We start from the raw sequence: 270 nt of genomic DNA, 5'->3' as shown, positions 1-270 counted from the left end.
CATACGGATTTCGGTCAGCATATCGAGAATATCGGCCTGATCGACACCGCACAGCTTCTTGAGCGTCGCGAAATCTCGCCGTGCAAGGAGGTCGAGATTGTCGATCAACGCCTCCATGGCCGGATCGAACCGATCCTTGAGACGCAGCTGTATCGCTAGACACTCCCGCAGATCACGGGCAAAAAGGCCTGCCGGATCAAAGCCTTGCATCACTCCAAGAGCACGCTCGATCTCGACGGTTTCCACGCCAAGATTCTGGGCCAGACCGAC

Annotated in this window: 1 pseudogene; it reads right to left on the bottom strand. The window is 56.7% G+C overall.

Going from position 1 to position 270, the window contains the following annotated elements:
• Window positions 1–270, bottom strand: a pseudogene (locus SB822_RS57400) (hypothetical protein); the annotation flags it as partial.

This window comes from Paraburkholderia sp. SIMBA_054, from assembly GCF_046534875.1.
In the GTDB taxonomy this organism is placed as follows: Bacteria; Pseudomonadota; Gammaproteobacteria; order Burkholderiales; family Burkholderiaceae; genus Paraburkholderia; species Paraburkholderia hospita.
This window is presented reverse-complemented; position numbering and strand designations above follow the sequence as displayed.